General features: G+C 68.0%; 20 protein-coding genes. 11 read left to right on the top strand and 9 right to left on the bottom strand.

The window, feature by feature from the left end; all coding sequences use genetic code 11:
- From betA to betI, 4 genes are all read right to left on the bottom strand, one after another.
- Window positions 1-1,647 (bottom strand): choline dehydrogenase, encoded by a 1,647-nt coding sequence (betA, locus tag HSX43_RS14940; RefSeq protein WP_179380990.1) that lies wholly within the window; start codon window positions 1,645-1,647, stop codon window positions 1-3.
- A gap of 8 nt (window positions 1,648-1,655) precedes the next feature.
- Complete coding sequence (gene betB, locus HSX43_RS14935) at window positions 1,656-3,116, bottom strand: betaine-aldehyde dehydrogenase (RefSeq protein ID WP_179380935.1); 1,461 nt, start codon at window positions 3,114-3,116, stop codon at window positions 1,656-1,658.
- Between the two features lie 80 nt (window positions 3,117-3,196).
- Window positions 3,197-4,702: a choline-sulfatase gene (gene betC / locus HSX43_RS14930; protein WP_179380934.1), complete on the bottom strand. Its 1,506-nt coding sequence runs from the start codon at window positions 4,700-4,702 to the stop codon at window positions 3,197-3,199.
- A 2-nt stretch (window positions 4,703-4,704) separates the two neighbouring features.
- Entirely contained in the window at window positions 4,705-5,277 is a 573-nt protein-coding gene (gene betI, locus HSX43_RS14925; protein ID WP_328795420.1) for a choline-binding transcriptional repressor BetI, read from the bottom strand.
- Between the two features lie 109 nt (window positions 5,278-5,386).
- On the opposite strand from betI, the gene HSX43_RS14920 reads away from it, so the two are divergent.
- The 9 genes from HSX43_RS14920 (at window position 5,387) to HSX43_RS14880 (ending at window position 14,002) form a co-directional block, all read left to right on the top strand.
- Window positions 5,387-6,307 (top strand): choline ABC transporter substrate-binding protein, encoded by a 921-nt coding sequence (locus tag HSX43_RS14920; protein WP_179380933.1) that lies wholly within the window; start codon window positions 5,387-5,389, stop codon window positions 6,305-6,307.
- Between the two features lie 67 nt (window positions 6,308-6,374).
- Window positions 6,375-6,761, top strand: a complete 387-nt coding sequence (locus tag HSX43_RS14915; protein WP_179380932.1) for a VOC family protein — start codon at window positions 6,375-6,377, stop codon at window positions 6,759-6,761.
- A gap of 140 nt (window positions 6,762-6,901) precedes the next feature.
- Window positions 6,902-7,735 carry a choline ABC transporter permease subunit gene (choW, locus tag HSX43_RS14910; protein WP_179380931.1) on the top strand — a complete coding sequence of 278 codons (834 nt, stop codon included), beginning with the start codon at window positions 6,902-6,904 and terminating at the stop codon, window positions 7,733-7,735.
- Window positions 7,732-8,139, top strand: a complete 408-nt coding sequence (locus tag HSX43_RS14905; RefSeq protein ID WP_179380930.1) for a GFA family protein — start codon at window positions 7,732-7,734, stop codon at window positions 8,137-8,139. Before choW ends, HSX43_RS14905 begins: the two co-directional genes overlap by 4 nt.
- Entirely contained in the window at window positions 8,136-9,152 is a 1,017-nt protein-coding gene (choV, locus tag HSX43_RS14900) for a choline ABC transporter ATP-binding protein (RefSeq protein ID WP_179380929.1), read from the top strand. The genes HSX43_RS14905 and choV overlap by 4 nt, the downstream gene beginning before the upstream one ends.
- A 106-nt stretch (window positions 9,153-9,258) precedes the next feature.
- Window positions 9,259-9,954: a pseudaminic acid cytidylyltransferase gene (gene pseF / locus HSX43_RS14895; RefSeq protein WP_179380928.1), complete on the top strand. Its 696-nt coding sequence runs from the start codon at window positions 9,259-9,261 to the stop codon at window positions 9,952-9,954.
- 3 nt (window positions 9,955-9,957) lie between these two features.
- Window positions 9,958-11,487 carry a UDP-2,4-diacetamido-2,4,6-trideoxy-beta-L-altropyranose hydrolase gene (gene pseG, locus HSX43_RS14890; protein WP_179380927.1) on the top strand — a complete coding sequence of 510 codons (1,530 nt, stop codon included), beginning with the start codon at window positions 9,958-9,960 and terminating at the stop codon, window positions 11,485-11,487.
- Window positions 11,484-12,536 (top strand): pseudaminic acid synthase, encoded by a 1,053-nt coding sequence (pseI, locus tag HSX43_RS14885; protein WP_179380926.1) that lies wholly within the window; start codon window positions 11,484-11,486, stop codon window positions 12,534-12,536. The genes pseG and pseI overlap by 4 nt, the downstream gene beginning before the upstream one ends.
- Window positions 12,533-14,002, top strand: coding sequence for a capsular polysaccharide export protein, LipB/KpsS family (locus HSX43_RS14880; RefSeq protein ID WP_179380925.1), 1,470 nt, complete (start codon window positions 12,533-12,535; stop codon window positions 14,000-14,002). The genes pseI and HSX43_RS14880 overlap by 4 nt, the downstream gene beginning before the upstream one ends.
- On the opposite strand, the gene pseC is transcribed toward HSX43_RS14880, so the two are convergent.
- The gene (pseC, locus tag HSX43_RS14875) at window positions 13,985-15,121 is read right to left on the bottom strand and encodes a UDP-4-amino-4,6-dideoxy-N-acetyl-beta-L-altrosamine transaminase (protein WP_179380924.1); all 1,137 of its coding nucleotides are present in this window, start codon (window positions 15,119-15,121) and stop codon (window positions 13,985-13,987) included. The two genes, HSX43_RS14880 and pseC, sit on opposite strands and share 18 nt — an antisense overlap.
- A complete protein-coding gene (gene pseB / locus HSX43_RS14870) occupies window positions 15,121-16,119 on the bottom strand; it encodes a UDP-N-acetylglucosamine 4,6-dehydratase (inverting) (protein WP_179380988.1) in 999 nt (332 codons plus the stop codon). The genes pseC and pseB overlap by 1 nt, the downstream gene beginning before the upstream one ends.
- Before the next feature lie 100 nt (window positions 16,120-16,219).
- Here pseB and HSX43_RS14865 point away from each other — a divergent pair, with 100 nt between their 5' ends.
- Together HSX43_RS14865 and HSX43_RS14860 are read left to right on the top strand one after the other, a co-directional pair.
- Window positions 16,220-16,564, top strand: a complete 345-nt coding sequence (locus HSX43_RS14865) for a Lin0512 family protein (RefSeq protein WP_179380923.1) — start codon at window positions 16,220-16,222, stop codon at window positions 16,562-16,564.
- Entirely contained in the window at window positions 16,561-16,926 is a 366-nt protein-coding gene (locus tag HSX43_RS14860; RefSeq protein WP_179380922.1) for a Lin0512 family protein, read from the top strand. Before HSX43_RS14865 ends, HSX43_RS14860 begins: the two co-directional genes overlap by 4 nt.
- A 345-nt stretch (window positions 16,927-17,271) precedes the next feature.
- On the opposite strand, the gene HSX43_RS14855 is transcribed toward HSX43_RS14860, so the two are convergent.
- The 3 genes from HSX43_RS14855 to HSX43_RS14845 are packed head-to-tail and all read right to left on the bottom strand — an operon-like array spanning window position 17,272 to window position 20,932.
- On the bottom strand, window positions 17,272-19,503 hold the full coding sequence (locus tag HSX43_RS14855) for a xanthine dehydrogenase family protein molybdopterin-binding subunit (protein WP_179380921.1): 2,232 nt from the start codon (window positions 19,501-19,503) through the stop codon (window positions 17,272-17,274).
- Between the two features lies 1 nt (window position 19,504).
- Window positions 19,505-19,966 carry a (2Fe-2S)-binding protein gene (locus HSX43_RS14850; protein WP_179380920.1) on the bottom strand — a complete coding sequence of 154 codons (462 nt, stop codon included), beginning with the start codon at window positions 19,964-19,966 and terminating at the stop codon, window positions 19,505-19,507.
- Between the two features lie 51 nt (window positions 19,967-20,017).
- Complete coding sequence (locus HSX43_RS14845) at window positions 20,018-20,932, bottom strand: alpha/beta fold hydrolase (RefSeq protein WP_179380919.1); 915 nt, start codon at window positions 20,930-20,932, stop codon at window positions 20,018-20,020.

The raw sequence follows: 20,932 nt of genomic DNA, 5'->3' as shown, positions 1-20,932 counted from the left end.
TCACCGTTGGGCCGTCTGCCACTCCGGATGAACCCACGGCTCCGCATTGGCGCGCGGCAGGCTGCGGCCGAGGATGTGATCTGCGGCCTTCTCGCCGGTCATGATCGAGGGGCCGTTCAGGTTGCCGTTGGTGATGCGCGGGAAGATCGAACTGTCGGCCACGCGCAGCCCCTCGACCCCGATCACCCGCGTCTCGGGGTCGACCACGGCCGTCGGATCATCGGCGGCCCCCATCCGGCAGGTGCCGCAGGGGTGATAGGCCGACTCGACGTGCTCCATGATGGCCTCGTCCAGCTCCGCATCGCTCTGCACCGCTTCGCCGGGCTGGATCTCGTGCCGGCGGAAGGGGGCGAAGGCGTCCTGCGCGAAGATTTCCCGCGTCAGGCGGATGCAGGTGCGGAACTCCTCCCAATCCTCGGGGTGGCTCATGTAGTTGAAGCGGATGCGCGGCGCGTCCTTCGGATCGGCGGAGCGCAGGGTGACATCGCCCCGCGACTTCGACCGCATCGGTCCGACATGGGCCTGGAAGCCATGCCCCTCGGCCGCCGCCTGCCCGTCGTAGCGCACGGCCAGCGGGAGGAAGTGATACTGGATGTCGGGGTATTTCACGCCGGCCTTCGAGCGGATGAAGGCCGCGCTCTCGAAGTTGTTCGTCGCCCCCGGCCCGCTGCGCGCAAAGAGCCAGCGCGCGCCGACATAGGCCTTGCCCAGCAGGTTCCAGTACTTGAAGAGCGTCACCGGCTGGGACGCCGCCATCTGGATGTACATCTCCAGATGGTCCTGCAGGTTCTGCCCGACGCCGGCGCGGTCGACGCGCACGTCGATGCCATGATCGCGCAGGTGCGCGGCGGGGCCGATGCCCGAATGCAGGAGGATCTTGGGCGAGTTGATCGAGGAGGCCGCGAGGATCACCTCGGCCCGCGCCTCGACGATCTGCCCCCCGGCCAGACGCACGCCGGTCGCGCGCCCCTCGGTGAACTCGACGCGCTCGGCCAGGCCCTTCACCACGTCGCAGCGCCCGGTGGCGCGGGCGGGCTTGAGGTAGGCATTGGCCGCCGACCAGCGCCGGCCCTTCCAGACCGTCTGCTCCATCGGGCCGAAGCCTTCCTGCTTCTGGCCGTTGTAGTCGCCGGTCACCTCGTAGCCCGCCTGCCGCCCGGCCTCGACGAAGGCGTGATAGAGCGGGTTCTCGCGCGGCCCCCGCGTCACGTGCAGCGGGCCACCCGTTCCGCGCCAGTCCGCGTCGCCGCCATGGCCCCCGTCGTGCCAGCTCTCCATCCGCTTGAAATAGGGCAGCACATCCGCATAGGCCCAGCCCGCAGCACCGCTCTCGGCCCAATGCTCGTAGTCCATCGCGTGACCGCGCACGTAGACCATGCCGTTGATGCTGCTCGACCCGCCCAGAACCTTGCCGCGCGGCGTGGCGAGGATACGACCGCCCAGATGCGGCTCGGGCTCGGATTCGAAACCCCAGTCGTAGAGGGCCATGTTCATCGGAAAGGACAGCGCACCCGGCATCTGGATGAGCGGCCCCGCGTCTGTGCCCCCGAACTCCACCACGAGAACGGATTTCCCCGCCTCGGCCAGCCGATAGGCGATGGCGCAGCCGGCGGACCCCGCGCCGACCACCACGTAGTCCGCGATCATCGTCGCCATCAGAACGCGGCCTCCACCTTGCCCATGCCAACGTAGATCGTCTGCGCTTCGGTGAAGTGATCCATCGCCATGCGCGCGTTCTCGCGTCCGATGCCCGACGCCTTGGAGCCGCCGAAGGGCATCCCCGCGGGCGTCAGGTTGTACTGGTTGATCCAGACCGTGCCGGCCTCGAACGCGCTGGCGACGCGGTGCGCACGCGCCAGATCGCGGGTGAAAACCCCGGCGGAGAGGCCGAAGTCCGTGGCGTTGGCGCGGGCGATCCCCTCGGCCTCGTTCTTGAAGGTCAGGACGGACATGACCGGCCCGAAGATCTCCTCGCGCACACAGGTCATCTCGTCGCTGAGGTCGGTCAGGACGGTCGGTTCGACCCAGAAGCCCTCCCGATCCACCCGCGTGCCGCCGGCCGCGACCGTCGCGCCCTCGCTTCGAGCGGTGTCGAGGTGACGCAGGACGATGTCCATCTGCGCCTCGGTCGTCATCGGCCCGAAGTTCACCGCCTCGTCCAGCGGGTCACCCATCACGACGCCGCCAAGACGCGATTTCAGCCGATCCAGAAATGCCGGAAGGATGCTCTCCTGCACGAAGACGCGCGTGCCGTTGGAGCAGACCTGGCCCGAGGAATAGAAGTTGCCGTTGATCGCGCCCGAGACGGCATCGTCGAGGTCCGCGTCCTCGAACACCAAGATCGGAGACTTGCCGCCCAGCTCCATTGTCACGTGCTTCATCTCGCCCGCCGCCGCCGCGGCCACCTTGCGCCCCGTCGGCACAGAGCCGGTCAACGAGACCTTCGCGACGCGCGGGTCCGTCGTCAGCGCGGCCCCGACCTCACCCAGCCCCTGCACCACGTTGAAGAGGCCGGCGGGCAACCCCGCCTCGATCAGGATCTCGGCCACCTTGAGAGCGCAGAGCGGCGTCATTTCCGAGGGCTTGAAGACCATCGCGTTGCCGGTAGCGAGCGCCGGTGCCCCCTTCCAGCAGGCGATCTGCGTCGGGTAGTTCCAGGCCCCGATGCCCACGCAGACGCCCAGCGGCCTGCGGATCGTATAGGCCCAGTCGCCCCCGAACTGCATCGCCGTGCCGGTGACATCGGCCGCGAGGCCCCCGAAGTATTCGAGCGCATCCGCCCCCGAGGTGGCATCGGCGACCAACGTCTCCTGCAGCGGCTTGCCGGTGTCGAGCGTCTCCAGCTCCGACAGCTCCCGGTTGCGCGCGCGCATCAGATCGGCCGCCCGGCGCAGCACCCGGCCCCGCTCGGTCGGGTCGGTCGCGGCCCAGTCCGCCTGCGCGCGGACGGCAGAGGCCAGCGCGCGGTCGACGATGGCGGGCGTCGCGGCGTGAACCGTGGCGATGGTCTCCCCCGTCGCCGGGTAGATGACGGGGATCGGCGTGCCGGCCGTATCCTCGGCGTAGTCCCCGTCGATGAAGTGGCTGGCAGTCGGCTGTGCATTCGGCAGGGTCATATCGGTCTCCGAGGGAGGCTCCCTCTTCTTCGTTTCAAAAATACTCCGGGGAGCGCGAGGGGCCGGCCCCTCGCCCCGGTTCAGTCCTTCGGCGCGCGCTGGTTTTCCTCCAGCACGTTCAGATCCATGTGGTTGCGCATGTATCGCTCGCTGGCGACGCGCATCGGCTGCCAGTCCCAGGGGTAGTAGCCGCCCTCGCGCAGGGCCTCGTAGACGACCCAGCGCCGGGCCTGGCTTTCGCGAACCTCGGCGTCGAAGCGCTCCAGGTCCCAGCGCCGGTCCGCTTCGGCCCGAAAGCCGGCGAGCGTCTCCGCATGGGCCGGATCGTCGGCCAGGTTCGTCAGTTCGTGCGGGTCGGCCGCGAGGTCGAAGAGCTGTTCTGGATCGAGCGTGCAGCGCGTGTATTTCCACCGCCCCTGCCGCAGGGCGACAAGCGGCGCATAGGAGCCTTCGGCGGCGTACTCCATGGCGACGGGGCTCTCGCGCCCCTCGCACCGGCAGAGCGGCAGAAGGCTCTCCCCGGTGGTCCAGGGCGTCACCTCCGAGATATCGACGCCCGCCAGGTCGCAGAGCGTGGGGCAGACGTCGATGTTGGAGACGGGCGTCTCGACGAGGCCGGGTTCGATGCCCGGCCCGGCGAGCATCATGGGCACGCGGGCGGAGCCTTCGAGGAAGGACATCTTGTACCAGAGCCCCCGCTCGCCCAGCATATCGCCGTGGTCCGAGACGAAGAGGATGACGGCCTCTTGGCGCGTGTCCTCCAGCACCTTCAGGATCTCGCCGACCTTCCCGTCGAGATAGGAGATGTTGGCGAAATAGGCGCGACGGGAGCGACGGATGTCCTCCTCGGTCACGTCGAAATTGCCGCGGTCGTTCGCGTCGAGGATGCGCTTAGAATGGGGGTCGTGGTCCTCGTAGGGCATCTCGGGCACAGGCGGCAGCAGGTGCTCGCAGTCCTCGTAGAGATCCCAGAACTTCTTTCGCGCCACATAGGGGTCGTGCGGATGCGTGAAGCTGGCCGTCAGGCACCACGGCCGCGGATCGTGGCCGCGGGCGTAGTCGTAGAGCTTCATCTTGGCGAAGTGGCAGACCTCGTCATCGTATTCCATCTGGTTGGTGATCTCGGCCACGCCCGAGCCCGTCACCGACCCCATGTTGTGATACCACCAGTCGATCCGCTCGCCCGGCTTGCGGTAGTCCGGCGTCCAGCCGAAGTCCGCCGGATAGATGTCGGTCGTCAACCGCTCCTCGAAGCCGTGCAGCTGATCGGGCCCGACGAAGTGCATCTTGCCCGACAGGCACGTCTGCCATCCGGCGCGGCGCAGGTGGTGCGCATAGGTCGGAATGTCGGAGGCGAACTCAGCCGCGTTGTCGTAGACCCGCGTACGTGAGGGCAGCAGGCCCGACATGAAACTGGCCCGCCCCGGCGCGCAGAGCGGCGAGGCCGTGTAGCAGTTGCGAAACCGCTTGGACCGCGCGGCGAGGCGCTTCAGGTTCGGCGCGTGCAGCCAGTCGGCGGGTCCGTCAGGGAAGAGCGTGCCGTTCAGCTGATCGACCATGAGGATGAGGATGTTCGGCCCGGTCATGCTCACTGGCGCAGCCCCCTTTCGATGTAGTCGTTCACCAGCGCGACGGAGGTTTCCGTCGCCAACGCGCGCCGGCGCAGGGCCTGCCGCATGTAGAGCCCGTCGATCAGCGCGCCGATGCCCTCGGCCAACCCCTCGGGGTCCGTCGAGAGCGGGCGCAGCGCATGGACGAGGTTCGACCGCAGCCGCGCGTGATAGATGTGGAGCAGCCGGCGGGCCTCGGGGTCACGGTGGGCCTGGACATAGAAGTTGAGCCAGGCCGCCACGACCTCCGGATCGAAGTTCGCCGGGCCGAAACTCGTCTCGACGATGGCCTGCAGGCGCGCGCGCGGGGTCTCCGCCCCGGCCATGGCCCGGCGGGCCTCGCGCCCGAAGTCCGACAGGATGCGACGCATCGCGGCCAGCAGCATCTGCTCCTTCGATCCGAAATAATGATGAGCAAGCGCGGGCGACATGCCGGCGCGCTTTGCGATGCGCGCGACCGTGATGTCGCGCGCGCCGGACGCGGCGATCTCTGCGATCGTGGCGCGGACAAGCGCCTCGCGCCGTTGGGGTTCCATTCCGATGCGGGGCACGACACTCTCCGGGCCGAGTCGTTGCAATGTGACGACACACGGGTTTTAATTGACTCGTCAATCAACAAAACGCCTCCGGGCGAAAACGTCAATGACTGGGAGAGATTTCATGTTGCGCACCCTCACCACCGCCTCCGCCCTGGCCCTCGTCGCCGGCTCCGCCGTCGCGGCCTGCGAGGAAGTCACCTTCGCCGACGTCGGCTGGACGGACATCACCGCGACGACCGCGGCGACGACGGTGATCCTCGACGCGCTGGGATACGAGACCGACGTGAAGGTCCTCTCCGTGCCGATCACCTATACCTCCATGGCCGAGGGCGACGTCGACGTGTTCCTCGGCAACTGGATGCCCACGATGGAAGCCGACATCGCCCCCTACCGCGAGGCCGGCACGGTCGACACGGTGCGCGCGAACCTCGAGGGCGCGAAGTACACGCTGGCCGTCAACAAGGCCGCCATGGACCTCGGCATCGCGAGCTTCGGCGACATCGCCAGCCAGGCCGAGGCGCTGGACGCGAAGATCTACGGTATCGAGCCCGGCAACGATGGCAACCGCCTGATCCAGTCGATGATCGACGAGGGAGCCTTCGACCTGGGCGAGTTCGAAGTCGTGGAATCTTCCGAACAGGGGATGCTGGCGCAGGTCGACCGCCTGTCGAAGCGCGACGAGCCGATCGTCTTTCTCGGCTGGGAGCCGCACCCGATGAATGCCAACTTCGAGATGGGCTACCTCGAGGGCGGGGACGATTACTTCGGTCCGAACCTCGGCGGCGCGACCGTCTACACGAACACGCGCACCGGCTATGTCGAGGAATGCGCGAACGTCGGTAAGCTCCTGACCAACCTCGAATTCTCGCTCGAGATGGAGAACGAGATCATGGGCGCGATCCTGAACGACGGAGAGAACCCCGAGGATGCCGCCGCGGCCTGGCTCTCGGCCAACATGGGCGTGCTCGACGCCTGGCTCGAAGGCGTGACGACGCTCGACGGCGGGGACGCGAAGGCGGCGGTCGAGGCCGCGCTGCAGTAAGCGTTCGGGCCGGGGCCTCTTCAGGCCCCGGCCCTTTCACGGGATCACGGATCGAAGGAGGTGCGCCATGGCACATAACCCCGACATCGTCCCCTACCTGAGCTACCGCGACGCGCAGGCCGCGATCGACTTCCTGACGACGGCGTTCGGCCTCTCGGTCGTGCAGGTTCAGACGGGAGACGACGGCGCGGTGGTCCACGCGGAGCTCCGCCACGGCAACGGCGTCATCATGCTGGGCGCTGCCGACCTGCCGAAGGGGTCGCCGGGCATCTTCCTCGTGGTCGAGGACGTCGACGCGCACCATGCACGCGCGGTCGAAGGCGGGGCCGAGGTGGTCTATGGCCCCGAGGACACGGAATGGGGCGCGCGACGGTGGCGCGCCCGCGACCCCGAGGGCCACGAGTGGTCCTTCGGGACCTATCAACCGAGCACGGAGCCTCCCGCATGGGCATGACGGGGCCTGCTGCGAGAAGAGCCTTTGCGAAAGGCTCTTCCTCAATGCTTCGCTGAAGCATTGGACAATGGACCAAGTCTTCAACGAAGACTTGTGGAAGAGCTTTCCTCGAAAGCTCTTCTGCGCGCGAAAGGACGACGATGGACTGGCTGACAGACAACAAGATCCCGGTGGGCAAATGGGCAGCGGCGGCCTTCGACTGGCTGCAGGACGTCGGTCAGCCTTTCTTCGACGGGCTTGCGCTCGTCATGGAATGGATGATCGACGGCATCCTCTGGCTCCTGCAGACCCCGCCGCCCCTCCTCGTGATCTTGCTCTTCGTGGCCTTCACCTGGGCCGTCCACCGTTCGTGGAAGCTCTGCCTCTTCGTCGGGCTCGGCTTCCTCTTCATCCTCAACCAGGACTACTGGGAGGAGACGACCGAGAGCCTGACGCTCGTGCTCTCCGCCTGCGTCGTCTGCATGGCGATCGGCGTGCCCATCGGCATCGCCGCCGCGCACCGCCCGAGGCTCTATGCCGCGATGCGGCCCGTCCTCGACCTGATGCAGACGCTGCCCGCCTTCGTCTACCTGATCCCGGCGATCGTCTTCTTCGGCATCGGCATGGTGCCGGGCCTGATCGCGACGGTGATCTTCGTGCTTCCGGCCCCGATCCGGTTGACGCATCTGGGCATCTCCTCGACGCCGAAGTCCCTGACCGAGGCCGCGCAGGCCTTCGGGGCCACGCCGACCCAGACGCTCTGGAAGGTCGAACTGCCCTACGCGCTGCCGCAGATCATGACCGGTCTGAACCAGACGATCATGCTGTCGCTGTCGATGGTCGTCATCGCCGCGCTCGTCGGGGCCGACGGCCTCGGCGTGCCGGTCGTCCGCGCGCTCAACCAGGTGAACACGGCCCTCGGCTTCGAGAGCGGCTTCATCATCGTCGTCGTCGCCATCATGCTCGACCGGATGCTGCGGATGGAGCGCAAGTGAGGGGGTCGTGTCACTGCGGCGCGGTCGTCTTCGACGTCGCCCTGACCGACGGGCTGGCGACGGCGCGACGGTGCGATTGCTCCTTCTGCGCGATGCGCGGGGCGGTCGCGGCGTCGGCCAACCTGGGCGACATCACCTTCCTGCGCGGCGAGGACAACATCACCCGCTACACCTTCAACACCGGCACGGCGCAGCATTTCTTCTGCGCGACCTGCGGCATCTACACCCACCACCAGCGCCGTTCGAACCCCCATGAATACGGGGTGAACCTGGCCTGCCTCGAAGGGCAGACGCCCTTCCTGCCGACCGTCGACGTGATGGACGGCAAGAACCACCCCAAGGACACCGGCGGTCCGCGCAGCGCCGGAACCCTGCGCTTCACCCCGACCGAGGACGCCCCATGACCCGACCCGCCGTCGAATTCGACAATGTCTCCATCGTCTTCGGAGACAGCCCCCAGAGCGCGCTGCCGATGATGGACGAGGGCAAGTCCCGCGCCGAGGTGCAGGAGGCGACGGGGCAGGTCCTCGGTGTCCACGATTGCTCGCTGACCGTAGAGGAGGGCGAGATCCTGGTGCTCATGGGCCTCTCGGGGTCGGGCAAGTCGACGCTCCTGCGGGCGGTGAACGGGCTGAACCCCGTGGCGCGGGGCGAGGTGCGCATCGACGACGGCGACACCATGGCAAGCGTCACCCACGCGAAACCGGCCGAGCTGCGCCGGCTGCGGCAGGGGCGTGTGGCGATGGTCTTCCAGCAATTCGGCCTCCTGCCGTGGCGGCGGGTGCGCGAGAATGTCGGGCTTGGGCTGGAACTGGCCGGCCTCTCGCCCGAGAAGCGGCGCGAAGCGGTCGACCGGCAGCTCGACCTCGTGGGCCTGACCGAGTGGGCCGACCGCAGGGTGGGCGAGCTCTCGGGCGGGATGCAGCAGCGCGTGGGCCTCGCCCGCGCCTTCGCGACGGATGCGCCGATCCTCCTGATGGACGAGCCGTTCTCGGCGCTCGACCCCCTGATCCGCACGCGGCTGCAGGACGAGTTGCTCGAACTTCAGGCCCGGCTCAAGCGCACCATCGTCTTCGTCAGCCACGACCTCGACGAGGCGTTCAAGCTGGGCGGGCGGATCGCGATCATGGAGGGCGGCCGCATCATCCAGTGCGGCACGCCGGCGGATATCTTCAACAACCCCGTCAACGACTACGTCGCGGATTTCGTCGCCCACATGAACCCGCTCGGCGTTCTGACGGCGGAAGATGCGATGACGGAGGGCACCTGCGAGGGCGAAACGATTGCCGCGCGGATGCCGGTGCGGGAGCTGATCGAGCTCTGCGCCGACCGTGCCGGCCCGATCCCCGTCGAGCGCGACGGGGCCATCGTCGGCGTGGTCGACCGGCAGGCCGTTCTGGCCCGACTCGCGCGCTAGGGGCACGAGGCGGACGGGATATTTCGTCCCCGGCGGCGACCCGGGCCTTGTGAGGTCCGCGGGCGATGCTTAGCCCTTTGACGGACGCCCCCGAACGAGCGATGCCATGTCAGAGACCACAGCCGTCGCGATCCTGCCGGCCCGCGGCGGATCCAAGCGGATCCCGCGCAAGAACGTGCGGCCCTTCGCGGGCCGGCCGGCGATCCACTGGCCCATTGCCGCGGTGCGCGCGAGCGGGCTCTTCGACCGGATCGTGGTCACGACCGACGACGACGAGATCGCGGAGGCGGCGGAGGCGGCGGGGGCCGAGGTGCCTTTCCGGCGCGGGGCGGATCTCTCGGACGACCACGCGGGCACGACCGAGGTGATCGCGGATGCGGTCACGCGGCTCGGGCTGAAGGGCGATATCCCCGTCTGCTGCCTCTATCCGACGGCCTTCTTCGTCACACCGGACGACCTGATCGCGGGGCACGCGGCGCTTGGGGAGGGTGCGACCTGGGCACTGAGCCTCGGGGAATACCGCACGCCGATCCAGCGGGCCTATCGTCGCGCGACGGGCGGTCGCGTCGCGGCGATGGACCCGGCGCAGATGCCCCGGCGCAGCCAGGATCTGGAGCCGGCCTTCTACGACGCGGGACAGTTCTACTGGGCGCGGGCGACGACCTGGGCCGATCCAGCCGCGCGCGTCTGGGACGGTGCGGCGGCGGTCGTCCTGCCGGACGAACGCTGCATCGACGTCGACACGCCCGAGGACTGGACGCGCGCGGAGCGGTTGGCCGACCTGCTCGGCCTGGGGGCCTGAGCGATGCGCGTCCTTCTGCGCGTGGACGGCGACCGGCGGATCGGAGGCGGCCACGTCATGCGCTGCCTGACCCTGGCCGGGGCCCTGCGCGCGGCTGGGCACGACGCCGCTTTCGCCATGGCCGACGCGCCCGACGGGCTGGCACCGAGGGTCCGCGACGCAGGGTTCGAGGTGCATCCGCTGCCGCTGTCCGACGGCGCCCCGCGTGTCCATCCACCCCACGCCGCCTGGGCGCGGGTCGATCCGACGGACGACGCGGCGAGAACCGGGAGGATCGCCGCCGACACCGAAGCGGATTGGCTCGTCTGGGATCACTACGCGCTCGACGCCGATTGGGTCGCGCGGGTGCGCGCGGCGGCACCTGGGCTCGACGTTCTGGCCATCGACGACCTCGACGACCGGGCGCTCGCTTCGGACCTGCTGCTCGACCAGACGCGCCTTTGCGGCGATCTCGACCACGGGGCCCCGGCCGCGCTGCGGGGACCGGGCTTTGCCTTGCTGCGGTCGGATTTCGCCGAATCACGCCCGACGGCGCTGGCGCGGCGCGGCGGGCCGGTGAGGCGCGTGCTGGTGATGCCGGGGATGATGGACGCCGCGGGGCTTGCGCCGATGGTCCTCGACGCGCTCGACGCGCAGGAAGACCTCGACATCGAAGTCATCATGTCCGCCGCGGCCCAGAGCGTGCCGGAGGTCGAGGCCCGGCTGCGGCCCGGTGTGACGCTGACCCTCGACGCAGGCGACATGGCCGCACGCATGGTCGCGGCCGACTTCTGCGTCGGCGCGGGCGGGATGACCTCGTGGGAACGGTGCTGCCTCGGCTTGCCGACGGTCACCATCGCCGTAGCCGACAACCAGCGCGCGGCGGTCGCGGGACTTGCCGAAGCGGGTGCGACGATCGCGCTCTCGCTTGCCGAGGCGCGGGACGGGGCGCGGCTGCGCGATGCCATCACGCGGGGCATGGCGGAGGCCGCCGCCCTTTCGGCTGCCGCCGCGAAGCTCTGCGATGGGGGCGGCGCGGCGCGGGTCGTCACCGCGCTCGAAGGGCATCTGCGCCCGCTGACGCTCGACGATGCCGACCTGATGCTGCACTGGCGCAACCAGCCGCGTATCGTGGCCGTGACCGCCAGCCAGGCCCCTGTCGATCCCCAGGGCCACCCCGCCTGGCTCGCCCGGGAACTTGCGCGCGACGACGCGCTCTGGTGCGTCTGGCACGAAGCCGGCCGCGACCTCGGGATCTGCGGTGCCAGCGCGGGGGCCGAGGGCTGGACGTGGTCATTCTACATCGGGGCCGAGGACGCCCCGGCGGGTGCGGGTGCGCGGATGTGCGCGGCCTTCCTGCGCCGGCTGGCCGAGCGCGCCGATGTGGACACTGTTCTTGCCACCGTGCGTCCGGAAAACGCGGGCTCGCTGCGCCTGCACCGGCGGCTGGGCTTCGCGGAGGTGCCGTCAGACGACCCGTCGGTTCTAGCTTTCGCGTTAGAGACATGGGATGTCAGGCGACGATTGCGGCTGCCCCCGGAGGGATCGACATGACCGAGTTTGCCATCGCGGGCCGCCTGATCGGGCCGGACCACAGCCCCTACCTGATCGCCGAGCTGTCGGGGAACCACAACGGCGAGCTTGCGCGGGCGCTCGAGCTCATCGATGCCGCCGCCGAGACCGGTGCGGATGCCGTCAAGCTGCAGACCTATACCGCCGACACGATCACGCTCGACGTCGACCGGCCGGAGTTCCGCATCGAGGGCGGGCCCTGGGACGGGCGGACGTTGCACGATCTCTATCAGGAGGCCTCTACGCCCTGGGACTGGCACGAGGCGCTTTTCGACCGCGCGCGAAACCACGGGCTGGACTGCTTCTCCTCGCCTTTCGATCCGACGGCGGTGGAGTTCCTCGACGGCCTGGACGTGCCTGCCTACAAGATCGCTTCCTTCGAGCTGGTCGACACGCCGCTGATCGAGACGGCCGCGTCGAAGGGCAAGCCGCTCATCATGTCCACGGGCATCGCCAACTACGCCGAGATCGAGCGCGCCTGCGCCGCCGCGCGCGCCGGCGGGGCGGACGGCTTCGCGCTTCTGCACTGCATCTCGGCCTACCCGGCCGCGCCCGAGACGATGCGCCTCGGCACGATCGGGACGCTCGCCGCCGCCTTCGGGGTGCCCATCGGCCTCTCCGACCACACGCTCGGCTCGGCGGTCGCGGTCGCGGCCATCGCGCGCGGGGCCTGCATCGTGGAGAAGCACCTGACCCTGAAGCGAAGCGACGGCGGGCCGGATGCCGCCTTCTCGCTGGAGCCCGACGAGTTCAAGGCGCTCGTGGACGACTGCCGCATGGCCCATGCCGCGCTCGGCCCGGCGCAGGTCGACCGCAAGGGTGTCGGCGGGGCCAACGCGCAGTTCCGCCGTTCGCTCTACGTAGTGCGCGACGTGGCGGCGGGCGCGACGCTCGGGCCGGAGGACGTGCGCTCGGTGCGACCGGGCAACGGCCTTGCGCCGCATCACCTGCCGGACGTGCTGGGCCGCCCGGCGACACGCGCGCTCACCCGGGGCGAACCGCTCGACTGGTCGATGGTGGGGGACGCATGACGATGCGCCTGATGGTGGTTTCGACCGCCAAGAACACCGACAAGATCCTCGATCGGCTGGTGGCCGAGAACGACGATATCGAGATCGCGCTGCACATGGGTCACGTGACCGCCGACATAAAGGCGAGCGCGCTGACCCGGCTCAACACGCGGGAGGGGGGCAAGGGACATCTCTTCGCGCGGCAGCGATGGACGGGCGCGGGACAGGCGCTGATCGAAGCGCCCGAATATCTCGATCTGATGGAGACCTTCATCGACCACCTGCACCGGCGGTCCGACATCAACGCGCACAAGCCGCATCCGCTGCGCACGATGCAGGACTACGTCGACTACTATCACATCCTCGCCGATGTGATCGGGCAGGCGCTGATCGACAGGGGGGTGACGCATTGCCTGTTCTTCAACGTTCCGCATCTGGCCTACGACACGATCGTCTACCAGATGGCGCAAGTGCTGGGCCTCCCTTGCACCATCGTGACGCAATCGCTCTTTCCTGACCGGTTCTACAGCCTGCGCGCGCCGCTCGACTACGGCCGGTTCCCGCCCGATCCGGCGGCCAATCCGTTCCCGATCGAGAGGGGCTCCAAACCCGATCTCTTCTACATGCGCGGCATCAAGCAGGAGCGGGAAGCGGGCGGGCGGCCCGGGCTGAAGGCGGTGGCGCAGATCGCGACCTTCCTTGCGCTGAAACGCCCGATGCAGGCGCTGAACCCCGCCTATCTCTGGCGGCTGGCCCGGGATGTGTACCGGGTTTACGGCGGCCTGCCCAAATGGCGCGATCCCTTCGCCAGGTTCTTCCACGAAGACGCGCTCGAATACTTCGACCATCTGACCGGTTTCGAGGACCAGACGCTCGATCTGGAGGGCGACTTCGTCTATTTCCCCCTGCAACTCCAGCCCGAGATGACGACGAGCAGCCTCGGCGGCCGCTTCCGCGACCAAGCCTATGCGATCGAAACGCTGGCCGGAATGCTCCCCGAGGGCGTGCGCATCCTGGTGAAGGAAAACCCCAAGCAGGGCAGCTACATGCGCGGCCCGATGTTCTTCCATCGCCTCAAGCGCATCCCGTCGGTGACCTTCCTGCCCAGTTGGGCCGACACCCATGCGCTGACCGCGAAGGCGCGCTTCGTGGCAACCATCACCGGCACCGTCGGCTGGGAGGCCGTGCGACAGCAGAAGCCCGCGCTCGTCTTCGGGGCCGCCTGGTATCGCGGCCTGCCAGGCGTGCATCATATCGAGGATGCGCCCAGCTACGAGGCGATCTGCGCCACCGAGATCGATCACGCCGCCTTGGAGCAGCGGGTGGGCGCGCTCCTCTCCCGGAGCCACCGGGGCGTCGTGGACCGGCACTACAAGGTGATGGTTCCCGACTTGGACGAGGATGCGAACGACGGTCGCGCGGCGGAGGTCATCGCCGGCCTCCTGCGCGGGGGCGAGACGACCTTCCTGTCAGAGAGCGGCGCTTAGCGCGGCGACGACCCTGTCCTGATCGGCCTCCGTCAACCCGGCATAGAGCGGGATCGAGATCGCGTGGTCGTAGTAGCTCTCGGCGCGGGGGAAGTCGCCCGGCTTGAAGCCGCGGTCCCGATAGTAGGGCTGCAGGTGGACGGGGATGTAATGCACGTTCACGCCGATGCCATCTTCGCGCAATTCACCGAAGACGCGGGCGCGGTCCTCCACCTGGATCGGGTAGAGGTGATAGGCAGAATAGGCATCGGGGTTCTGTGCCGGGCGGGTCAGCGGCAGATCGGCCAGAATTTCGTCGTAGCGGCGGGCCAATTCGTTGCGCCGGGCCACGAAGGTATCGAGCCGCGTCATCTGAGACACGCCGAGCGCCGCCTGTAGCTCCGTCATGCGGTAGTTCAGGCCCAGCTCCAGCTGCTCGTAGTACCAGCCACCATCGCTCTCGAACCGCATCCGATCAGCGTCGCGCGTGATCCCGTGGGAGCGGAAGAGGCCCATGCGATAGGCGAGTTCATCGTCCTGCGTCGTGGCGCAGCCACCCTCGGCCGTGGTGACGATCTTCACGGGATGGAAGCTGAAGACGCAGATGTCGGAATGGGCGCAATCGCCGACGGGCGCATCCAGATAGCGGGCACCGATGGCGTGGCTCGCGTCCTCGACGACCTTGACGCCATGGGCCCGGGCCAGCGCGCCGATGCGCTTCATATCGCAGGACTGGCCCGCGAAATGGACGGGGATGATGACCTTGGGCAGACGGCCCGCGGCGGCCGCCGCGGTCAGCTTCGCCTCCAGCGCATTCGCGTCCATCAGGTAAGTGTCGGCGGTCGTGTCGACGAAATCTACATCCGCCCCGCAATAGAGCCCGACGTTAGCCGAGGCGACGAAGGTATTGGGCACCGTCCAGAGCAGATCGCCCTCGCCCAGGCCCAATGCCAGGCAGGCGACATGGAGCGAGGAGGTGGCAGAATTGGAGGCGACGGCGTGTTTCGCCCTCGTCGCCGCGCAGATGGCCGCCTCGAACCGCGGCACGGCCGGCCCTTGCGTCAGGAAGTCGGAGCGCAGCACCTCGGTGACGGCGTCGATATCCTCCTGACTGATGTCCTGGCGGCCGTAGGGGATCATCAGAACTTGCCGATCTTTTCGCGGTTCGCCTCGATCCAGTCGGTCAGCTCGCCCTTGGACATCCAGTCGGCGTTGTTGTCCGACGAGTAGTTGAACCCCTCGGGCACGGGCGTCCCGTTCTTGATGCGGACCGGATCCTTCGACCAATTGTGGATCGAGGGAATGATCTTGAAATGCTCGGGGTATTCGTAGGTGTGCGCCGCATCCTCCTCGCCGATCATCTGCTCGTGCAGCTTCTCGCCGGGGCGGATACCGACGGTCTCCTGTTCGCGCCCGGGTACGGTGGCTTCGGCGATATCTGTGATCGTCATCGAGGGGATCTTCTTCACGTAGATCTCTCCGCCCATCATGTCGTCGAAGGCGTGCCAGACCAGCTCCACACCCTGCTCCAGCGTGATCATAAAGCGGGTCATGCGCGGGTCGGTGATCGGCACCTTGCGCCCGTCGTCCAGCGACAGGAAGAACGGGATGACCGACCCGCGCGATCCCATGACATTGCCGTAGCGCACCACGGCGAAGCGCGTGCCGTCGGCCCCGGCATAGGAATTGCCGGACACGAAGAGCTTGTCGGAAGCGAGTTTGGTGGCCCCGTAGAGGTTCACCGGCGACGACGCCTTGTCGGTCGAAAGCGCGACGCAGCGCTTCACGCCCTTGTCGATGCAGGCGTCGATCAGGTTCATCGCGCCGTTGATGTTCGTCTTCACGCATTCGAAGGGGTTGTACTCGGCGGTCGGCACGATCTTGGTCGCCGCCGCGTGCACGACGTAGTCGACCCCGTCCATCGCCCGGTAGAGCCGATCGCGGTCGCGCACGTCACCGATGAAGAAGCGCACCTCGGGCAGATGCCCGTAGAGCTTCGCCATCTCCCACTGCTTCATCTCGTCGCGCGAATAGATGATGATCCGGCGCGGCTTGTACTTCTCCAGCGTCATCGGCACGAAACGCGACCCGAAGGAGCCGGTGCCCCCCGTCAGCAGAATGGTCGATCCGGTCAGCATGGCGATCCTCTCGTCTTCGTTCCCCCGGAGGTATGCCGACGGGCCGCCCTTGGCAATCTTTGCGCCGCGCGCCATGGTCCTGCCGGCAAGGGAGGACCGGATGGCAAAGACGCAATTCGCGGTCGAGATGGGCATGGGCACCGACCTGCGCGGCGCCGACTACACCAAGGCCGCACGCCGCGCCGTGCACGATGCGCTGCACCGCAATTCACTGACGATGGCCGATGCCTTCGGGTTCCCGAAGGACAGGATGATCGTCGACATCCGCGTGGGCGTCGGTCAGCCGGACAAGGTGGACCTGGAGGCGGTGAAGCTGGAAGCGCCCTACGGGCAGGTCACGGCGGAGGCCGTGAAGGGCGGGGCCGATCTGGAGAACAACGGCGGCGCGGTGATCGTGGCGAACGCGATCATCACGGTCTCCTTCGACGTGGAGCGGGACGCATGAGCGAGAAGGCCCTCATCCTCGAGATGGGCATGGGCGCGGACGTCCATGGCCACGACATGACCAAGGCAGCGCTGCGCGCCGTCTCGGACGCGATCCGGCATTCGTCGCTGACGGTCTTCCGGGCCTACAAGCACCCCTCCGACATGCGCGTCGAGGTCACCATCGCCGTCCCCTTCCCCGATCAGGTCGACCGCGACGCCGTCGCCGCCGCCCTACCCTACGGCACGATCGAGGTCACCGTGATCGAGGGCGGCCTCCACGACCGCGGCATGGGCGGCCAGGAAGACATCACCCTCGCCGTCGCCGGGGTGAAGGCGTTTCTGGATACGAGCGGGCACGGGTTCCGGTTGGTCGGCGAATAGACTCGGCGGTTTGCGGCTGATTTGGCGGCGGTCTTTGGCGATCTTCAGGACGATCCGCTTCGAGTTCGACGAGCGACAGATAACCGATGGACGAGTGACGGCGCGACAGGTCGTAGACGCCCCCGATGGTCCGCAGGGACCGTGGCCCCGGCGGGGCCGCGGAAGCCCGAAGAACGAGACGGCGAGCTGTGCCTCGGCCTTCGAGGCGAAGCGGTAGCGGTAGCGGTCGGTAAGGTCACATTCGAGCGCGGCGCAAAAGGGCGACGTCGCTTCTCTTCCGGTCCGACGGCTGCCGATCGCGGCAAGCGTAGAAGCCGGAGGCGGAGCACAAATCTTTCGACAGACCTACGCCGCGGTGAAGCCAGCTTTTTCTATGGGGAGATCCCGGATCCGTGTGCCGGTCGCGGCGAAGATCGCGTTAGTGAGCGCAGGGGCCACCGGCGGGACGCCCGGTTCGCCGAGTCCGCCTGGTGCATGATCGCTGTCAATAAAATAGACCGTCTGGCGCGGAGCGTTGGCAAGACGCAGCATCTCGTAGTCGGGGAAGTTCTGCTGATAGACCTCGCCGTTCTCGACGGTGATTTGACCGAAGAGCGCCGCCGTCAGGCCGAAGATGACCGACCCCTGGATCTGGGCCTCGCAGGCATCGGGGTTCACCCGCAATCCGGCATCCGCCACCGACGTGACCCTGTTGACGCGCACCTCTCCGTCCTCGCTCACGCTTACATCCACGATTTGACCCACGACGGTCTCGAAGCTGCTGACGAGTGCCACGCCCATGCCACGGCCCGGCTCCGGCCTGGGACTCCAGCCCGCTTCGGCCTTCAGCCGTTCCAGCACGGCCCGGCGGCGCGGGTCGGAGGTGTGGGCGAGGCGGAAGTCGAGCGGATCGGCGCCGGCCGAATGGGCCATCTCGTCCATGAAGGATTCGTTGAAGAAGGCGAGCTGGGTGAAATCCACGCTGCGCCAGAAGCCCACACTCACCGGGCTGGGGCATTTCACACGTTCGATCAGGAGGTTCGGCACCTCGTATTGGAAGGCGAAAGGCCCTTCGCTGTCGGGCATTCCCGTCTCGGCGTCGATATAGGCGTGCGCCACGGCCGCGAGCCGCCCGTCCGACACCGCTCCGCGCATCCGGCCGGTCACGGCCGGGCGATAGGTATCGTTCATCATGTCCTGCTCGCGCGACCAGATCGTCTTGACGGGCATGCCCGCCGCCTGCGCGATCCGCACCGGGTAGGTCACGAAGTCGAGCCGTCCGCGCCGTCCGAAACCGCCTCCCATGAATTGGTTGTGGACGGTGATCGCCTCGGGGGGCAGGCCGAGCAGGTCGATCAGGGCCTTCTTGGCCCGCAGCGGATCCTGATGCCCGATCCAGATATCGCAGAGGTCGTCGCGCACCCAAGCGGTGCCGTTCATGGGCTCCATCGTGGCGTGCGCGAGATAGGGTACGGTATATTCCGCCGACACCGCGTCCTCGTCCAGGGTTCCGGGCGCGTCGCCCTCCTCGACCATGACATCGCGCTCCTTGCCGTCAAGGTCATCCTGATGGGTCGCGAAGATCTCCGCCGTCGTCAGCCCGGCGAGCCCGCCGGTCCATTCGATATCGAGGTCGTAGATCGCCTGGGACGCCGTCCAGTAGCTGTCGGCCACTACGGCGACGGCATCACCCAGGTCCACGACCGTCTCGACGCCGGCGCGCTCCAACGCAAGCGCGTCATCGACGGAGACCACCTCCTCCCCGATTACCGGCGGGAAGGCGATGGCGGCATAGCGCATGTCGAGCAGCGTGACGTCCATGCCGAATTTAGCCGTGCCATCGACCTTGCCGGGCAGATCGAGGCGCGGTCTGGATGTGCCCACGATCCTGTAGTCGCCGCGCGCCTTCAGGTCGGGTTTGAGCGACGGCGTGAACGCCGCGGCCTGGGCGGCGAAATCCCCGAACGTCCCGCTCCGCCCGGAGCCCGCATGGGTGATGGTGCTGTCCGCCACCGTGAGATCGCCCGGATCGACGGTCCACTCCCCGGCAGCGGCGGCGACCAGCATCTCGCGTGCGGCGGCACCGGCGCGGCGGATGCCGTGCCACCCGGTCAGACGGATCGAGGCACTGCCGCCGGTGATCTGGTTCACCAGCCCGTCTGCGATCTTAAGGAAGCCGAAGTCGATCAGCGGATACATGAAACCGGGGATCCAGGCCGCTTCGCCCAACACCCAGCCCCGGGCCATGTCGCTGTTGATATGCGCATCGTCCACCGGGGCCTCGACCACCGAGACGAGGCTCCAGTCGGCGTTCATCTCCTCGGCCAGCATCTGCGCGAGGCCGGTGTTCGCGCCCTGCCCCATCTCGGAATGAGGGACCATGGCAACGACGCGGTTGTCGGGGGTGATCTTGACCCAGGTGTTCAGCACAACCTCGCCGGCCTCGGCCGCGTCGTCGCTGGCCATGGCAAGCCGGTTCGGTGCGAGCACGGTGCCGATGGCCAGTCCGCCGCCAATCAGCCCGGCCGACGCGAGGATCGTGCGCCTAGTCCATTTGCCCAGACGCGAGGGCGATTTCTGTTCAGTATCCTCGGTCATCTCAGGCCCTCCGGCGCTTGGCGGCCGCATGGACCGCAGGGCGAATGCGAGCATAGGTCCCGCACCGGCAGATGTTGGTGATCGCGGCGTCGATGTCGTCGTCACTCGGTTCCGGGTTCTCGTCGAGCAGGGCCTCGACCGCCATAATCATCCCGGACTGGCAATAGCCGCATTGCGGCACCTGCATCTCCAGCCAGGTGGCCTGCACCGCACTCAGCCCGTTCTCGTCGGACAGTCCCTCGATGGTTCGGACCTCCGCCCCCTCGACGTCGCCCACCGGCAATACGCAGGTGCGGGTGGCCACCCCGTCCACATGCATCGTGCAGGCCCCGCAGGCCGCGATGCCGCAGCCGAACTTCGTGCCCGTCAGCCCCAGCTTCTCGCGGACCACCCAGAGGAGCGGCATATCCGGGTCGGCCTCGACCGTCTGGGGCTCTCCGTTCAGGATGAAGGTGACTGTCATGGGGCGTCTCCAGGCGGGATGTCGGTCGGGGAAACGGCGTCCCCCGGCAGGTCAGTGGGTTTCCAGAAAGGTTCGGATCGCATCCGCGACACGGTCCGGCGCCTCCAGCTGCGGGGAATGGCCGGCCTCCGGCAGCAGTACGAGCTCTGCGTCCGGGACGCCCTCGGCATAGGCCTCGGCCACGGCGAAGGGGACAACGACGTCCTCTTGACCCCAGAGGATCAGCGTCGGCACGGCCAGAGTGTCGATCCGGTCCGACAGGTCATACTCCGCCCCGAGCCGCACGCTCTCGGCGAGTCGGTTGATGAACTCCATCCGGGCATTGGTGTCGGCGATGAGGTATTCCTTGACCGGTCCGGGCACCGAAGGCGGCTCGAAGACCACCCGGGCCATGAGCGCATCGAACTTGTCCCGCGAGGTGATCGGCGCGCCGAAGCCGCCATAGACGACCGTATCGTCCACCACGAGGCCGGGCGCGTTGACAAGGACGAGTTTCTCGACCCTCTCGGGGTTCGCCAGGGCGAAGGCGGCGGACGTGTGCCCCCCCATCGAATTGCCGACGAGGTGGAAGCCTTCCAGATCGAGTGCCTCGACGAACCGCTCCACGAAGCCGCGCTGACCGGCGGTCGAGTAGTCCCGATCCGGGTCGGCTGCGTTGTCGCCATGGCCCATCAGATCCGTCAGGATCACGCGATAGTCGTCCGTGAGCGCGGCGGCGGTGCCCACGAAGGAGTGCCGGTCGTCGGCCATTCCATGAAGCATCACCAGCGTGGGTCCGGTGCCGCCCTCGAAGTAATGGACGGCATATCCGTCCACCTCGATCACCCTGTCCTCCAGACCCGCGGAGCGCGCGGCCTGCCATTGGGTCAGCGCCACGATGACGCCCGGCGCGAGGTAGAGCGTCGCCACTGCGACGAACGCGAGGGCGGCAACGCCGCCACCGAGCCAGATCAGGAGGCGCTTCAT

Origin of the sequence: Jannaschia marina, from assembly GCF_013404595.1 — a bacterium.
Taxonomy (GTDB): Bacteria; Pseudomonadota; Alphaproteobacteria; order Rhodobacterales; family Rhodobacteraceae; genus Jannaschia; species Jannaschia marina.
This window is presented reverse-complemented; position numbering and strand designations above follow the sequence as displayed.

What these genes read in the sequence shown, in the direction of transcription:
- pseB (WP_179380988.1), bottom strand. Translation starts at nt 16,119, where the DNA reads ATGCTGACCGGATCGACCATTCTGCTGACGGGGGGCACCGGCTCCTTC.
- HSX43_RS14920 (WP_179380933.1), top strand. Translation starts at nt 5,387, where the DNA reads ATGTTGCGCACCCTCACCACCGCCTCCGCCCTGGCCCTCGTCGCCGGC.
- pseF (WP_179380928.1), top strand. Translation starts at nt 9,259, where the DNA reads ATGTCAGAGACCACAGCCGTCGCGATCCTGCCGGCCCGCGGCGGATCC.
- pseC (WP_179380924.1), bottom strand. Translation starts at nt 15,121, where the DNA reads ATGATCCCCTACGGCCGCCAGGACATCAGTCAGGAGGATATCGACGCC.
- HSX43_RS14860 (WP_179380922.1), top strand. Translation starts at nt 16,561, where the DNA reads ATGAGCGAGAAGGCCCTCATCCTCGAGATGGGCATGGGCGCGGACGTC.
- HSX43_RS14880 (WP_179380925.1), top strand. Translation starts at nt 12,533, where the DNA reads ATGACGATGCGCCTGATGGTGGTTTCGACCGCCAAGAACACCGACAAG.
- HSX43_RS14865 (WP_179380923.1), top strand. Translation starts at nt 16,220, where the DNA reads ATGGCAAAGACGCAATTCGCGGTCGAGATGGGCATGGGCACCGACCTG.
- HSX43_RS14915 (WP_179380932.1), top strand. Translation starts at nt 6,375, where the DNA reads ATGGCACATAACCCCGACATCGTCCCCTACCTGAGCTACCGCGACGCG.
- betC (WP_179380934.1), bottom strand. Translation starts at nt 4,702, where the DNA reads ATGACCGGGCCGAACATCCTCATCCTCATGGTCGATCAGCTGAACGGC.
- HSX43_RS14850 (WP_179380920.1), bottom strand. Translation starts at nt 19,966, where the DNA reads ATGACAGTCACCTTCATCCTGAACGGAGAGCCCCAGACGGTCGAGGCC.
- pseI (WP_179380926.1), top strand. Translation starts at nt 11,484, where the DNA reads ATGACCGAGTTTGCCATCGCGGGCCGCCTGATCGGGCCGGACCACAGC.
- HSX43_RS14845 (WP_179380919.1), bottom strand. Translation starts at nt 20,932, where the DNA reads ATGAAGCGCCTCCTGATCTGGCTCGGTGGCGGCGTTGCCGCCCTCGCG.
- HSX43_RS14855 (WP_179380921.1), bottom strand. Translation starts at nt 19,503, where the DNA reads ATGACCGAGGATACTGAACAGAAATCGCCCTCGCGTCTGGGCAAATGG.
- betA (WP_179380990.1), bottom strand. Translation starts at nt 1,647, where the DNA reads ATGATCGCGGACTACGTGGTGGTCGGCGCGGGGTCCGCCGGCTGCGCC.
- betB (WP_179380935.1), bottom strand. Translation starts at nt 3,116, where the DNA reads ATGACCCTGCCGAATGCACAGCCGACTGCCAGCCACTTCATCGACGGG.
- choV (WP_179380929.1), top strand. Translation starts at nt 8,136, where the DNA reads ATGACCCGACCCGCCGTCGAATTCGACAATGTCTCCATCGTCTTCGGA.
- choW (WP_179380931.1), top strand. Translation starts at nt 6,902, where the DNA reads ATGGACTGGCTGACAGACAACAAGATCCCGGTGGGCAAATGGGCAGCG.
- pseG (WP_179380927.1), top strand. Translation starts at nt 9,958, where the DNA reads ATGCGCGTCCTTCTGCGCGTGGACGGCGACCGGCGGATCGGAGGCGGC.